This window comes from Streptomyces sp. NPDC014006 (assembly GCF_043088925.1).
Lineage (GTDB): Bacteria > Actinomycetota > Actinomycetes > Streptomycetales > Streptomycetaceae > Streptomyces.
This window is the reverse complement of the sequence record NZ_JBICAJ010000001.1, coordinates 227,169-240,387: the sequence shown is the minus strand read 5'-3', so window position 1 is coordinate 240,387 and position 13,219 is coordinate 227,169. Positions and strand designations below refer to the sequence as shown.

Below are 13,219 nucleotides of genomic sequence, written 5' to 3'. Positions count from 1 at the left end.
AGTGGTCCTGCTCTACCGGAAGGCTCCAACGCCGACGGGGTGCGATTTCATCCCGCCGCAACAAACGTTCGGCGTTCACCCGCGGGGGGTATGCAGCGGACGTACGCAAGGTCCGGTGGGGAAGGGGAGGCCGTGGCGGACAGTGAGGCGTATCGGTGGGGGCAGGTGTATGCGGGGCTGCACACGTTGTGGCGGCTCGCCGGTGAGCGGGAGCGGCTCGACGAGGTCCGCTTCGACGCGGCGAAGAAGCCACGCGCCGTGGTCGGCGCCCGGCTCCAGGACGTCTTCGCGACGCTGGCCAAGGCCAAGAGCCGCAAGGAGACGTACGCCAAGGCCGCCGCCGAGGTGCTCGGCACGCTCGCCGAGGCGCACCCGCCCCGTTCCGCCCCGCCGGTCTCCCTGGGCGAGGCGGAGCAGAACGACTTCCTGAAGGGTTTCGGCTGCCAGCAGGGCCGGTATGACGGCCTCTACCGCGAGCTGCTCACCTGACCGCCGCGCCGCGCGTCGCGCCGGTGGGAGCGGTCGGCGCGCACGGGCTCGAGGCGTAGGCCGGTCACCGCGGGCGGGTGCGGTGACCGGCGGGAGGCCGCGTGGTGGGATCTCAGCCCTGCGGCGGGACCGCGACGAACGCCTCGCTCGGCCGGCCGGTCGGCGTGTAGCGGGCGGTGGCGGCCGGCACCAGGTCCCGGTGGATGACCTTGGCGACGTTCTGGATGGTGGTGACGCCGTAGCTCATGGTGCTGTTGTCCTGTGTCAGCACCGTGATCGTGTAGTCGTGGCCGGCGCCGTTGAAGGTGCCCAGGCTGTGCACCCGCCAGCCGTGCGTGGCCCGCTGCAGCCAGCCGTTCTTGACGTGCACGGCGACGGAGGAGGGCGCACCGGCGGGCGTGCCCCAGCGCTGCGAGGAGACGACCTGGCCCATGAGCTCCAGGATGTAGGCGCGGGAGTTGTCGCTGAGCACGCTGTTCTTCGCGGTGACGAGCTTGAGGAGGTTCTGCTCGTCGGTGACGTTGACCTGCGTCAGGCCCCAGTAGCCGTCCGCGCCGGGTGTCGTCTTCGTCATCCCGGCGGCGGCGAGGAAGCCCTTGATCTTCGTCAGGCCGAGCTGCTTCCACAGCGCGCTGGTGGCGTCGTTGTCCGACTGGGTGATCATGGCCTTGGTGAGGGTGGCCTCACGGTCGGTCAGATACCGGTTGTGCTTCTTGGCGTCCCACAGCAGTGTGGCGAGCACGGTGACCTTGACGGTGCTCGCCGAGTCGAAGCTGCTGGTGGCGCGGAGCGTGCAGGTCGTGTTGGTCGTACGGTCGTAGACGCCGAGCGCGACGGTACCCGTGCGGCCGGCGAGCGCCTCCGTGATGTCCTTCTGCAGTTTGGCGGCGAGGCCGGCCTTGGCCGACGTGCAGCTTACGGTCGGTGGCGCGGCGGCGGCGGGCGTGGCGGCGACCACGACCGGAACGAGAACGCCCGCACCGACGGCGGCGGCCAGCAGACGGGCGCGCCTGGATATCCCCTGAGTCATGCCCCTGTTGACGCACGAATTCGACCGAATGGTTGTACGGATCGCCAGGGTGGTGACTCAAAAGCGGGCGAATGACCTCAGTTGAGGTGCGTCGGCGCGAACATGCGCAGCACGGCGGGGAGTACGACCACCGACGGGCCCGGCGTCGCGAGCGCCTTCGCCAGGTCGGCCTCCAGGGCTTCGGGGGTGGTGCGCACGCCCGGCACCCCGAAGGATTCCGCCAGGGCCACGTAGTCCGGGCGGGTCAGCTCGGTCGCCGTGGCCTGGCCGAAGGCGTCCGTCATGTACTCGCGCAGGATGCCGTAGCCGCCGTCGTCGACGATCAGCCAGGTGACGTTCAGGCCGTACTGGCGGGCCGTGGCCAGCTCGGCGACGGAGTACAGGGCGCCGCCGTCGCCGGAGACCGCCAGGACCGGGCGGGTCGGATCGGCCGCCGCGGCGCCGAGGGCGGCCGGGAAGCCGTAGCCGAGGCCGCCGGCGCCCTGCGCGGAGTGCATGGCGTTGGGGGCCTTGGCGTCGAACGCGGACCACGCCCAGTAGGCGAGGATCGTCATGTCCCAGAAGGAGGGCGCGTCGGCCGGCAGCGCGCGGCGCACCGACGCGAGCACCTGCTGCTCCTGCGCGAGGTCCTGGGCGTCGATCCGCTCGCGGACCTTGGCGAGCAGGTCCCGGACGCGCTCGGCGGCAAGGACGTCGGTCCGCTCGGTGACCGTCTCCAGCAGCGCCTGCAACGCGAGCCGGGCGTCGGCGTGGATGCCGAGGGCCGGATGGTTCGACTCCAGTTTGCCGAGGTCGGCCTCGATCTGGATCACGCGGCCCCGGGGGGTGAACGTGTGGTAGTTCGAGGAGAGTTCACCGAGCCCCGAGCCCACGACCAGCAGGACGTCGGCGTCCTCCAGGAAGTCGGTGGTGTGCCGGTCCTCCAGCCAGGACTGGAGGGACAGCGGGTGCTCCCAGGGGAAGGCGCCCTTGCCGCCGAAGGTGGTGACCACCGGCGCGTTCAGCTTCTCGGCGAGCGCGCGCAGCTTGCCGGAGGCGTCCGCGCGGACCACACCCCCGCCCGCGATGATCGCGGGCCGCTCGGCGTGCGACAGCAAGTCGGCCGCCACCGCCGTCAGTTCGGGGCGCGGGACCAGCTCGTCCGGGGTGGCGTCCAGCGCCGTCACCACCGGCAGGCGGGTCTCGGCGAGCAGCACGTCCTGCGGGATCTCCACCCACACCGGGCCGTGCGGGGCGCTCAGCGCCGACTTCCAGGCCGCCGCGATCGCGGACGGGATCTGGGACTGGGTGCGGACCGTGTGCACGGACTTGACGACCCCGCGGAAGGAGGCGGCCTGGTCGGGCAGTTCGTGCAGATAGCCGTGGCGGCCGCCGCCGAGGCCGGCCGTCGGGATCTGGCTGCTGATCGCCAGGACGGGGGCCGAGGCGGCCGCCGCCTCCTGCAGCGCGGCCAGCGAGGTGAGGGCTCCGGGGCCGGTCGACAGCAGCAGCGGGGCCGCCTCACCGGTGATCCGGCCGTAGGCGTCGGCGGCGAAGCCCGCGTTGTTCTCCACGCGCAGGCCCACATAGCGCAGGTCGGAGCGGCGCAGGGCGTCGAACATGCCGAGGGCGTGCTGGCCGGGCAGGCCGAAGACGGTCGTCGCGCCGAGCCCGGCCAGGGTCTCCACGACCAGGTCTCCGCCGTTGCGCCCGGGGGGAGGATTCAGCGCGGCCTCCGTCTGGGCGGCACTCGGACGGAGCTCCAGGTCGTGGTCGTGGGTCACTTGCCCTCGTTCTCCTTGCGGGCGGCCGCGATCTGGCGGCTCATGATGGTGGTCAGTTCGTACGCCGTGTGGGAGGCGGCCACCGAGGTGATCTCGGCGTGGTCGTAGGCGGGGGCCACCTCGACGACGTCCGCGGAGACCAGGTTGCAGGAGGCCAGGCCGCGCAGGATCTCCAGCAGCTCGCGGGAGGTCATGCCACCCGCCTCGGGGGTGCCGGTGCCGGGGGCGTGGGCCGGGTCGAGGCAGTCGATGTCGATGGAGATGTACAGCGGGCGGTCGCCGATGCGCTGGCGCAGCTGGTCGGCGATCTCGTCGGCGCCGCGGCGGTAGACGTCCGCGGAGGTGACGATGCCGAAGCCCATCTTCTCGTCGTCGGTGAGGTCCTGCTTGCCGTACAGCGGGCCGCGGGTGCCGACGTGGGAGAGCGCCTCGGTGTCGAGGATGCCCTCCTCCACCGCGCGGCGGAACGGGGTGCCGTGGGTGTACTCGGCGCCGAAGTAGGTGTCCCAGGTGTCCAGGTGGGCGTCGAAGTGGAGCAGGGCGACCGGGCCGTGCTTCTTCGCCACCGAGCGCAGCAGCGGCAGCGCGATGGTGTGGTCGCCGCCGAGGGTCATCAGGCGGGCGCCGGTGCCGAGGAGGTCGTCGGCGGCGGCCTCGATCGTGTCGACGGCCTCGTTGATGTTGAAGGGGTTCACCGCGATGTCGCCGCCGTCGGCCACCTGCGCGAGGGCGAACGGGGAGGCGTCCTGCGCCGGGTTGTAGGGGCGCAGCAGCCGGGACGCCTCACGGATGGCGTTGCCGCCGAAGCGGGCGCCCGGCCGGTACGAGACGCCGGAGTCGAACGGCACGCCCACGACGGCGACATCGGCGCGGCCGACCTCGTCGAGGCGGGGCAGCCGGGCGAAGGTCGCGGGGCCGGCGTACCGCGGGATGCGGGACGAGTCGACGGGGCCGCGGGGCGTCTCGTTGCTGCTCATGGGAACTGCCTTCTTTCTTACGCTTCGTCGCGTATGTACTGCTTGGTCCCTATGACTTTACTGGGGAGCCGGGACCGGTTCGGACAGGGGTTCGGCGGTCCGGCCGGCCAGGCGCTCGCGCCAGGCGGTCAGGACGGCCGCGTCGGTGGGCTTCGTCGCGAGGGAGACGACGACGTAGGCGGCGAGGGAGGCCAGCAGGCCGTAGTAGACGGGCTCGTTGGCGAGGATGCCGTAGCCGGCCATCAGGCCGATGACGGCGAGACCGCCGACGATCACGGCGGCGAGGGCGCCCTGCACGGTGCCGCGCTTCCACAGCAGACCGCCGAGGATCGGCACCAGCAGCCCGCCGACGAGCAGGTTGTACGCCACGGTCAGCGCCTCGACGACGTTGTTGAGGGCGATGGCCGTGCAGATCACGGCGATGCCCATGATGAGGATGAAGGCGCGGTTGCCCCTGACCTCGTCGTGCTCCTCACCGGAGTTTTTGACCATGCCGCGCAGCCGGGACCAGATGTCGTTGTTGGCGACGGTGGCGCAGGCGATCAGAGCGCCGGAGGAGGTCGACATCACCGCGGCGAGGGCGGCGGCGAGCACCAGGCCGCGCACGCCGATGGGCAGTTCGTCCTTGACGATGGTGGCGAAGGCGTCGTCCGGGCTGCCCAGCTTGGGGTACAGGACCTTGGCGGCGGTGCCGATGACGGCGCCGGCGAGGGCGTAGACCAGGCAGTAGGTGCCGGCGACGGTGCCGCCGTACCGGGCCGTCCTGTCGCTGCGGGCGGTGAACACGCGCTGCCAGATGTCCTGGCCGATCAGCATGCCGAAGGTGTAGATCAGCACATAGGTGAAGATCGTCTCGCCGCCGATGCCCAGCGGGTCGAAGTACGAGGTCGGCAGCTTGGCCTTCATCTCCGAGAAGCCGCCCGCCTTGACCACGGCGATGGGCAGCAGCAGGAGCAGCACGCCGATGGTCTTCACGACGAACTGCACCATGTCCGTCAGCGTGATGGACCACATGCCGCCGAGCGTGGAGTAGGCGACGACGATCGCGCCGCCCAGGATGATCGCGACCGTGCGGTTCATGTCGAACAGGACGTCGAAGATCGTGGCGTAGGCGATGGTGGAGGTCACCGCGAGCATGAGGGTGTACGCCCACATGACCACGCCGGAGATGACGCCGGCCCTGCCGCCGTAGCGCAGGTCGAGCATCTCGGAGACGGTGTAGACCTTCAGCCGGGCGATGCGCGCGGAGAAGAAGACCGACAGGGCGAGCAGGCCGAGGCCGATGGTGAAGACCATCCAGGCGCCGGAGAGGCCGTACTGGTAGCCGAGGCCCACGCCGCCGATGGTGGAGGCGCCGCCGAGGACGATGGCCGCCATGGTGCCGGAGTACATCGCGGGCCCCAGGCGGCGGCCCGCCACCAGGAAGTCGCTCTTCGACTTGGCGCGGCGCATGCCCCACCAGCCCATGGCCAGCATGCCGGCCAAGTACAGGACGATGACTGTGTAGTCGACGGCCATGGGGCCTCCTTCCACCGTTCTCGGTGGCGTGTCGTGAAAGTGAGGAAAGAGTCGGCAGCGGTTCGCGGGGACATCCGCCCGTACCCGCGGCTGCCGGTTCCCACCTGACACTAGGTGGCCGAAAAGCGACTGCGAAGTGTACGTTTCCTCCATTCGTACGACCGGAGGGTGGAGGGAGTGCACACCATGCCGGAGCAGGCCGTACCCCCCACGCCACCCGTTCCCCTCACCTCGCTCCTGGCCCGTGAGGACCTGGCCCTGCGCCAGATCGCCGGGCCCCGCGACGCGGGTGTCGCCATCCGCTGGGCGCACACCTCCGAGATGTCCGACCCCTACCCGTATCTGCTCGGCGGCGAGCTGCTGCTGACCGCGGGCGTGCACATCCCCGAGGCGGCCGGCTCGGGCACCTACTTCGACGACTACGTCTCCCGGATCGTCGCCGCGGGCGGCGCCGCCCTCGGCTTCGGCCTGGCGCCGGTGCACGACACCGTGCCGCGCGCCCTGGTCCAGGCGTGCGAGGCGCACGGGCTGCCGCTGCTGGAGGTCCCTCCGCAGACCACGTTCTCCGGGGTCGCCCGGGCGGTGTGGCAGCTGATGGCGCAGGCCCGCCTCGCCGAGCTGCGCCGGGTCACCGAGGCCCAGCAGTCCCTGGCGGCCGCCGCGGCCCGCCCCGACCCGGTGCCCTCGGTGCTGCGCCAGCTCGCCCAGCGGGTGACCGGCCGGGCGGTGCTGTACGGCCCGGAGGGCGCCCGGATCGCCGAGGCGGGCCGGGAGCAGCCCGAGGAGGCCTTGGGCGCGCTCGCCGAACTGGCCGCCGTGGTCACCCGCCGCTCCACCACCACCGCCACGGACACCGCCGCCGGCGTGCATCTCGCCGCCTACGCCCTCGGCGCCGGTCAGGGCTTCGCGCTCGGCGTCGCCGCCCCGCAGCGCGACCCCGCCGACCACACCATCGCCTCGGTCGCCGCCGTCCTGCTCACCCTGCTCACCGGCGAGCACCAGAGCGGCACGGGCGCCGCCCGCTCCTCCGCGCTGGTCCGGCTGCTGCTGGGCGCGGCACCCGAGGAGGTGGCCGCGCTGCTCGGCGCGGACAGCCGGGTCGTCGTACACGCCGTCCCCGACGGGCAGGCCCCGGACCCGATGGCAGCCTCCGCGCTCGGCGCGGCCCTCGGCACCCCGCTGGTGGACCTGGCCGACGACGCCGTACGTCTGCTGGTGCCCGCCGACCACGACGTGCCGGAGCAGTCCGGCTGGACGCTCGGCGTGAGCGCGCCCGCCGGCCCGGCCGACTGGGCGGCAGCCGACCGCCAGGCCGCCCGCGCCCTGGCCCGCGCCCGCGCCGGCCACACCCCGCTCGTCCGGCACGACGCCCGTCCCGCGCTGGCCGACCTGCTGCCCGCCGAGGAGGCCGCCGCGCACGCCCGCGCCCTGCTCGCCCCGCTCACCCCCGCGCTCACCGACACCCTGCGCACCTGGCTGTCCCTGCACGGCAGCTGGGACCGCACCGCCGTCGCCCTGTCCGTGCACCGCAACACCGTCCGCCAGCGCATCGCCCGCTGCGCGACCCTGCTGAACTCCGACCTGGACGACACGGACGTACGGACGGAGTTGTGGCTGGCGCTGAAGCAGAGGTGAGGCGGCACGTGACGCGCGTCCCAGCGGCCGGTACGCCGTCGGCTCGCACAGCGATCTGCCTCACAATGGTGACCATGCCGATACCCGGGACGCCCAGCCGCGCCGAACTCGTCGCCCACCTCGTCCGCACCCGTATCGCGGGCGACGTCGCCACCCCCCGCGAGAACAACCTCTCCCACTACCGGCAGCTGGCGAACGGCAACCGTCACTACTGGCTCGGCCTGGAGCTCGGGGACCGCTGGAGCGACGAGCAGGACGTCCTCGCGGTGATGGCGGAGCGGGCCGGCGTCAGCGACGATCCCGAGTACCGCCACGGCCAGGACACCATCGACCCGGAGCTGACCGTCGACGCCCTGGAGCGCATGGCGGGGCGGCTGCGCAAGGCGGCCGACGGCGCACAGCGGGTGCTGTTCGCCACCGGGCACCCCGGCGGCCTGCTCGACGTGCACCGCGCCACGGCCGCCGCGCTGCGTGCGGCGGGCTGCGAGATCGTCGTCATCCCCGAGGGGCTGAGCACCGAGGAGGGGTACGTCATGCAGTTCGCGGACGTGGCGGTGCTGGAGCACGGGGCGTCGCTGTGGCACACCCACTCCGGTGAGCCGATGCGGGCCATCCTCACCGGCCTGGAGCGCGAAGGCCGCCCACTGCCCGACCTGGTCGTCGCCGACCACGGCTGGGCCGGGTACGCCGGGCAGCACGGCGTGGACTCCGTCGGGTACGCCGACTGCAACGACCCGGCGCTCTTCCTCGCCGAGGCCGAGGGGACCCTGCAGGTCGCGGTGCCGCTCGACGACCACGTGGTCAGCCCGCGCCACTACGACCCGATGACGGCGTATCTGCTGGGCCAGGCGGGTCTGGCCTGATCCGGGAACTCCGGCTCCACCGGACCGGCCGGCCATGTGCACGCGGCCTCCTTCGACGCCGGGCGCGCCCACGTCGGCTGACGCGAGGTCACGGCGAGGCGGGTGAGTTCCGCGGCGGGGACTCGCCTGCCTCCTCGTGCGGCGTGAGGCCGGGGGCCTTTGCCGCGATCTGAGCCGCCCGCCCCGGCGTGGGGTCCAGATAGACCCGTCCGATCGCGGGGAGCAGCTCCCGCAGCCGCCGTTCGGCCTGCTCGCAGGCCCGCTCGATCTGCGCGGCCGTGGACACGTCCCGGAAGTCGACCTTGGCCGCCACCAGGGCTTCCTGCGGCCCCTGCACGAGGGTGGTCAGCTCCAGTACGGCCTCGATCTCGTCCACGGCCAGCAGCTCCCGCCTGATCCGCTCCCGCATCGTCTTCGGCAGCGGACGCCCGATCAGCAGCTCGGCGTTGGAGCGGCCCAGCACCCAGGCGACGTAGAGCAGGAGCACGCCGATGCACAGGGACGCGAGCGCGTCCCACACGCCCGACCCGCTGAGCTGCCCGCCGAGCAGCCCGCCCGCGGCCAGCACCAGGCCGACCAGTGCGGCGGAGTCCTCCAGCACGACCGCCTTCACGGCGGTGTCCGGGGTGCGCCGCAGGTAGTGCCGGAACGGCACGTCGAGCCGGGCCGCCTCCCCGCGCGCCTGCCGCACGCCCGTCCGCAGCGAGAAGCCCTCCAGCAGGAAGGCCACGGCGAGGACGAGGTACGACAGGAGGGGGTCGCCGAGTTCCTCGCCCGCGACGAGGGTGTGGACGCCGTCGTAGAGGGAGAAGACGGCGCCGCCGACGAAGGTGGCGACGGCGGCGAGCAGCGCCCAGATGTACCGCTCGGGCCCGTAGCCGAGGGGATGGTCCTCGTCGGCGGGTTTCTCGCTGCGTTTGAGGGCGGTGAGCAGCAGGACCTCGGTGACCGTGTCCGCGACCGAGTGCGCGGCCTCGGACAGCATCGCGCTGGAGCCGCTGATCACCCCGGCGACCGCCTTCGCCAGGGCGATCCCGAGATTGGCGAGGGCGGCGACGATCACGGTGACCGTGGACTCGCCGCCGCCCTGCGGTGCGCTCTGCTGCGCCTGCTGTTGCGCCTGCTGTGCTGGGGCCATGCCCCTCAGTGTTCCCGGGGAACGCGGACCACGCCCTCCTGGATCACCGAGATGGCCAGTCGCCCGTCCTGCGTGTAGATCCGCGCCTGGCCCAGACCCCGGCCGCCGGAGGCCGACGGGGACTCCTGGTCGTACAGCAGCCACTCGTCGGCGCGGAAGGGCCGGTGGAACCACATGGCGTGGTCCAGCGAGGCGCCGACCACGTCGCCGACGGCCCATCCGCCGCGCCCGTGCGCGAGCAGCACGGAGTCCAGGAGGGTCATGTCGGAGACGTAGGTGGCGAGGACGACGTGCAGCAGGGGGTCGTCGTCGAGCTTGCCGTTGGTGCGGAACCACACCTGGGAGTGCGGCTCGCGCGGTGCGCCGAAGCGGCCGTACGGCGGCTCGTCCACGTATCTGAGGTCGATCGCCTCACGCGCTTCGAGGAACCGCTCGACGACGTCCGGAGCGAGGTGGTCGTAGCCGCGCAGCCGTTCCTGCGAGGTGGGCAGGGCGGCGGGGTCCGGCGCGGGCGGCATGGGGGCCTGGTGGTCGAGGCCCTCCTCGTACGCCTGGAAGGAGGCGGACAGCGAGAAGATCGGCCGGCCGTGCTGGATCGCGACCACGCGCCGGGTGGTGAAGGAGCGGCCGTCCCGGATGCGCTCGACGTCGTAGACGATGGGCGCGCCGGGGTCGCCCATGCGCAGGAAGTACGCGTGCAGCGAGTGGGGGAGCCGGTCCGGGGGGACCGTCCGCCCGGCGGCGACCAGCGCCTGGGCCGCGACCTGCCCGCCGAAGACGCGGGGGACGACGGCCGAGCGGGACCGGCCGCGGAAGATGTTCTCCTCGATCTGCTCGAGGTCGAGCAGATCGAGGAGATCCTGGAGTGCCTGGCTCATGGCAGTAGTTGTACCGGCCAGCGATTCCCGGTGTCCTACAGACCCATGTCCTTCGCGATGATCGTCTTCATGATCTCGCTGGTGCCGCCGTAGATGCGGTTGACGCGGTTGTCCGCGTACAGGCGGGCGATCGGGTACTCGTTCATGTAGCCGTAGCCGCCGTGCAGCTGGAGGCAGCGGTCGATGACGCGGTGGGCGACCTCGGTGCAGAACAGCTTGGCGGAGGCGGCCTCGGCGGGGGTCAGCTCACCGGCGTCCAGCGCCTCGGTCGCGCGGTCGGCGACGGCCTCGGCGGCGTCGACCTCGGCCTGGCAGGCGGCCAGCTCGAACTTGGTGTTCTGGAAGTGGGCGACCGGCTTGCCGAAGACGGTGCGCTCCTGCACGTACTGCTTGGCGAACCGGACGGCGGCCTTGGCCTGCGCGTAGGCGCCGAAGGCGATGCCCCAGCGCTCGGAGGCCAGGTTGTGGCCGAGGTAGTAGAAGCCCTTGTTCTCCTCGCCGAGCAGGTCCTCGACGGGGACCTTGACGTCGACGAACGCCAGCTCGGCGGTGTCGGAGGTCTTCAGGCCCAGCTTGTCCAGCTTGCGGCCGACGGAGTAGCCCTCGGACTTGGTGTCGACGGCGAAGAGGGAGATGCCGTGGCGGCGGTCCTCGGCGGTCGGCGCGGCGGTACGGGCGCACACGATCACGCGGTCGGCGTGCACACCACCGGTGATGAAGGTCTTGGCGCCGTTGAGGACGTAGTGCGTGCCGTCCTCGGAGAGCTTGGCGGTGGACTTCATGCCCGCGAGGTCCGAACCGGTGCCCGGCTCGGTCATCGCGATGGCCCACATCTCCTCGCCGGTGACGAACTTCGGCAGGAACCGCTTCTTCTGCTCGTCGGTGGCGAGCATCTTGATGTACGGCAGGGCGAGCAGGACGTGCACGCCGGAGCCGCCGAACTGCACGCCCGCGCGGGACGTCTCCTCGTACAGGACGGCCTCGAACTTGTGGCTGTCCAGGCCGGCGCCGCCGAACTCCTCGGGCACGTTGATGCCGAAGATGCCCAGCTCACCCAGCTTGTAGTAGAACTCGCGGGGGGCCTGACCGGCGGCGAACCACTCGTCGTAGACGGGGACGACCTCGGCCTCGATGAAGGCGCGGAGGGTCTCCCGGAACGCCTCGTGATCCTCGTTGAACACCGTACGGCGCACGGCCGCCACCTCCACGTACGTCGACTGTCTAAGCGCTTGCTCAGACTAACGGTACCGGCGAGTAGGGACTCCGTCCAGAGAAGGCGGGGGGTAACGCTGGTCACGCCAGGCACCCGCGGCAACCGGCCCGCCCCTCCCCGCGTCGCACAGGGCATGCACCCCGTATGGCTCTTCTCGCTCATCCCGCTGACGGTCGGCGCGGGTTTCCTCGCCTTCGGCGTCTCCGGCCTGCGCCGCGCGGAAGTCCTGCGCCGCACCGGTGTCACCGCGCGGGGCCGGATCGTCCGCCACGACACCTCGCGCAGCGACGAAGGCACCAGGTTCCACCACCCGGTCGCGGCCTGGACGACCCAGGACGGCCGCGAGTGCACACACGCGTCCCGCTTCGGCCGCGACAAGGTCGGCCCACGCTTCGGCGTGGGCGCGTCGGTCGTGGTCCTCTACGACCCGGCCAAGCCCACCCGGTTCATCATCCAGGGCTGGGACACCCCGGCGGTCGACAAGCTGTTCACGGCAGTAGGGGCAGTGCTCACGGCCGGCACGGTGGTGGGGGTACTCGTGCTGGCCGTCACCCTCTGACGGCGGCGACGTAGGTCATTCTTCCTCCGGCCTGAGCCGCAGGCCGGCTTCCCGATCGAAGTCCTGCCGGTAGACGACCGCGCCCTGGCGGCACCAGACCCGTATGCCTTCACGACCGTCCTGCGCAACCCCGGTCACCTTCACGCGGGCCAGCAGGCAGGCGTCGGCACGGCCGGGAGCAGGCACGCGGACCGGAGGCTCGCCGTGCACCCCGGCACCGGGCGCCCCCTGCGGTAACGACGCGTCGTCCATGAGACCCAGAATGCAGACGCCGTCGCCGTCGACAGCCGACACGCCGTAGCGCAGCACCCGAAGCCCCTGCGGCACGTGCACCCACTGAGCCCGCACCACGGTGAGCGGTTCCGCGGTGACATTGCCCGCCAGGGGCATGCTCACCCAGTACTCACCACCGACCCCGACGTGCTCGGAGCCGATCTCGCCGCCCCTCTTGCGTCGAGCCCCCGCCCCTGCGCCCAGTCCCGGGCCCGGTCACCGCCGGCGGTTCCCGTCCGCTACGCCGCCTCCGCCGCCGAGAACGCCCCCCGAGCCATCCGGTGCAGCAGCTCCGCCGTCACCCCCCGGCCGGGCAGCGTGCCGCCGCGGCCCAGGTGTGGGGTGGAGTTCAGCAGACCGAAGACCGAGTGCACGGCGGAGCGCGCCGCCGCCTCCCCCAGCCCCGGGTACACCTCCCGTACGACCTCCACCCACAGCTCGACGTACTGCCGCTGCAGCTGGCGCACCAGCTTGCGGTCGCTGTCGCGCAGGCGGTCCAGTTCGCGGTCGTGGAGGGTGATCAGCGGGCGGTCGTCCAGGGCGAAGTCGATGTGGCCCTCGATCAGGGAGTCCAGCACGGTGCTCGCCGGTACCCCGTCCGCCTCCGCCACCCGCAGTTTCGCCCCGGTCAGCAGCCGTCCGCTGATCCCGACGAGCAGCTCGGCGAGCATCGCGTCCTTGCCCGGGAAGTGCCGGTACAGACCGGGTCCGCTGATTCCCACGGCCGCGCCTATCTCGTCGACGCCGACGCCGTGGAAACCGCGTTCGGCGAACAGCCGGGCAGCCGCCTTGAGGATCTGGTCGCGGCGGGTCGGGGCGTCGGTTCTGGTGGCCATGCCGTCAATTCTAGACAGGCAGGTTAGCGGTCGTTAACCTGAAGGAA

At 72.1% G+C, this 13,219-nt stretch carries 13 protein-coding genes; 4 read left to right on the top strand and 9 right to left on the bottom strand.

Annotation, left to right across the window (positions count from 1 at the left end):
- Nucleotides 1-132 precede the first annotated feature (132 nt).
- On the top strand, nt 133-489 hold the full coding sequence (locus ACF1GV_RS01100; RefSeq protein WP_391676740.1) for a hypothetical protein: 357 nt from the start codon (nt 133-135) through the stop codon (nt 487-489).
- Between the two features lie 112 nt (nt 490-601).
- Here the strand turns inward: ACF1GV_RS01100 and ACF1GV_RS01095 are convergent, their stop codons facing one another.
- From ACF1GV_RS01095 to ACF1GV_RS01080, 4 genes are all read right to left on the bottom strand, one after another.
- Complete coding sequence (locus ACF1GV_RS01095) at nt 602-1,519, bottom strand: serine hydrolase (protein WP_391676739.1); 918 nt, start codon at nt 1,517-1,519, stop codon at nt 602-604.
- 77 nt (nt 1,520-1,596) lie between these two features.
- Nucleotides 1,597-3,282, bottom strand: a complete 1,686-nt coding sequence (locus ACF1GV_RS01090) for a thiamine pyrophosphate-binding protein (protein ID WP_391676738.1) — start codon at nt 3,280-3,282, stop codon at nt 1,597-1,599.
- A complete protein-coding gene (speB, locus tag ACF1GV_RS01085; protein ID WP_363268861.1) occupies nt 3,279-4,259 on the bottom strand; it encodes an agmatinase in 981 nt (326 codons plus the stop codon). The genes ACF1GV_RS01090 and speB overlap by 4 nt, the downstream gene beginning before the upstream one ends.
- A gap of 57 nt (nt 4,260-4,316) precedes the next feature.
- On the bottom strand, nt 4,317-5,777 hold the full coding sequence (locus ACF1GV_RS01080) for a sodium:solute symporter (protein ID WP_391676737.1): 1,461 nt from the start codon (nt 5,775-5,777) through the stop codon (nt 4,317-4,319).
- Nucleotides 5,778-5,963: 186 nt separating this feature from the next.
- On the opposite strand from ACF1GV_RS01080, the gene ACF1GV_RS01075 reads away from it, so the two are divergent.
- Entirely contained in the window at nt 5,964-7,412 is a 1,449-nt protein-coding gene (locus ACF1GV_RS01075) for a PucR family transcriptional regulator ligand-binding domain-containing protein (protein ID WP_391676736.1), read from the top strand.
- A 74-nt stretch (nt 7,413-7,486) separates the two neighbouring features.
- Nucleotides 7,487-8,275: a phosphatase gene (locus ACF1GV_RS01070; RefSeq protein WP_391676735.1), complete on the top strand. Its 789-nt coding sequence runs from the start codon at nt 7,487-7,489 to the stop codon at nt 8,273-8,275.
- An 88-nt stretch (nt 8,276-8,363) separates the two neighbouring features.
- On the opposite strand, the gene ACF1GV_RS01065 is transcribed toward ACF1GV_RS01070, so the two are convergent.
- Genes ACF1GV_RS01065 through ACF1GV_RS01055 form a run of 3 tightly spaced genes read right to left on the bottom strand, consistent with a single transcriptional unit; the run spans nt 8,364 to nt 11,484 of the window.
- A complete protein-coding gene (locus ACF1GV_RS01065) occupies nt 8,364-9,413 on the bottom strand; it encodes a cation diffusion facilitator family transporter (RefSeq protein ID WP_391676733.1) in 1,050 nt (349 codons plus the stop codon).
- 5 nt (nt 9,414-9,418) lie between these two features.
- A complete protein-coding gene (gene tesB, locus ACF1GV_RS01060; RefSeq protein WP_391676731.1) occupies nt 9,419-10,291 on the bottom strand; it encodes an acyl-CoA thioesterase II in 873 nt (290 codons plus the stop codon).
- Between the two features lie 35 nt (nt 10,292-10,326).
- Complete coding sequence (locus tag ACF1GV_RS01055; RefSeq protein WP_391676729.1) at nt 10,327-11,484, bottom strand: acyl-CoA dehydrogenase family protein; 1,158 nt, start codon at nt 11,482-11,484, stop codon at nt 10,327-10,329.
- Between the two features lie 153 nt (nt 11,485-11,637).
- Between ACF1GV_RS01055 and ACF1GV_RS01050 the strand changes: the two genes are divergently transcribed.
- A complete protein-coding gene (locus ACF1GV_RS01050) occupies nt 11,638-12,063 on the top strand; it encodes a DUF3592 domain-containing protein (protein ID WP_391676727.1) in 426 nt (141 codons plus the stop codon).
- Between the two features lie 15 nt (nt 12,064-12,078).
- On the opposite strand, the gene ACF1GV_RS01045 is transcribed toward ACF1GV_RS01050, so the two are convergent.
- Together ACF1GV_RS01045 and ACF1GV_RS01040 are read right to left on the bottom strand one after the other, a co-directional pair.
- The gene (locus ACF1GV_RS01045; protein ID WP_391676725.1) at nt 12,079-12,459 is read right to left on the bottom strand and encodes a hypothetical protein; all 381 of its coding nucleotides are present in this window, start codon (nt 12,457-12,459) and stop codon (nt 12,079-12,081) included.
- Between the two features lie 116 nt (nt 12,460-12,575).
- Nucleotides 12,576-13,172 carry a TetR/AcrR family transcriptional regulator gene (locus ACF1GV_RS01040; protein WP_391676723.1) on the bottom strand — a complete coding sequence of 199 codons (597 nt, stop codon included), beginning with the start codon at nt 13,170-13,172 and terminating at the stop codon, nt 12,576-12,578.
- Nucleotides 13,173-13,219 lie beyond the last annotated feature (47 nt).

Bases quoted from the DNA above. Each gene is read 5' to 3' on its own strand.
- speB (WP_363268861.1), bottom strand. From the start codon at position 4,259: ATGAGCAGCAACGAGACGCCCCGCGGCCCCGTCGACTCGTCCCGCATC.
- ACF1GV_RS01050 (WP_391676727.1), top strand. From the start codon at position 11,638: ATGCACCCCGTATGGCTCTTCTCGCTCATCCCGCTGACGGTCGGCGCG.
- tesB (WP_391676731.1), bottom strand. From the start codon at position 10,291: ATGAGCCAGGCACTCCAGGATCTCCTCGATCTGCTCGACCTCGAGCAG.
- ACF1GV_RS01075 (WP_391676736.1), top strand. From the start codon at position 5,964: ATGCCGGAGCAGGCCGTACCCCCCACGCCACCCGTTCCCCTCACCTCG.
- ACF1GV_RS01070 (WP_391676735.1), top strand. From the start codon at position 7,487: ATGCCGATACCCGGGACGCCCAGCCGCGCCGAACTCGTCGCCCACCTC.
- ACF1GV_RS01080 (WP_391676737.1), bottom strand. From the start codon at position 5,777: ATGGCCGTCGACTACACAGTCATCGTCCTGTACTTGGCCGGCATGCTG.
- ACF1GV_RS01065 (WP_391676733.1), bottom strand. From the start codon at position 9,413: ATGGCCCCAGCACAGCAGGCGCAACAGCAGGCGCAGCAGAGCGCACCG.
- ACF1GV_RS01040 (WP_391676723.1), bottom strand. From the start codon at position 13,172: ATGGCCACCAGAACCGACGCCCCGACCCGCCGCGACCAGATCCTCAAG.
- ACF1GV_RS01095 (WP_391676739.1), bottom strand. From the start codon at position 1,519: ATGACTCAGGGGATATCCAGGCGCGCCCGTCTGCTGGCCGCCGCCGTC.